The 269-nt window shown below is 42.0% G+C and carries 1 rRNA gene; it reads right to left on the bottom strand.

What is annotated here, in order from left to right:
- A 23S ribosomal RNA gene (locus tag H5123_RS20420) occupies window positions 1-103 on the bottom strand; the annotation flags it as partial.
- Between the last annotated feature and the right edge of the window lie 166 nt (window positions 104-269).

Raw genomic sequence — 269 nt, 5'->3', positions numbered from 1 at the left:
TCAAATGCTTATTACTAGCTCGCCAACGCTTTTCGCAAGTTATTACGTCCTTCATCGCCTCTGACTGCCAAGGCATCCACCGTATACGCTTGGTCACTTAACCATACAACCCAAATGAGTTTCACTTATGTGAACTCTGAGTCATATCATGACCAGCTGGTTTTTACTTGTCTCACCTCCGGGTAGGAAGTGGACTCGCCTTAGTTTTTTAGAATATTCAAGACACTTAAACAGTGTATTGAGAACTCAAGTGTTAATGCTTTCGCATT

Source organism: Shewanella sp. SR43-4 (genome assembly GCF_014163845.1).
Classification (GTDB): domain Bacteria; phylum Pseudomonadota; class Gammaproteobacteria; order Enterobacterales; family Shewanellaceae; genus Shewanella; species Shewanella vesiculosa.
The sequence above is the reverse complement of the archived record's forward strand: the minus strand, read 5'-3'. Positions and strand labels throughout refer to the sequence as shown.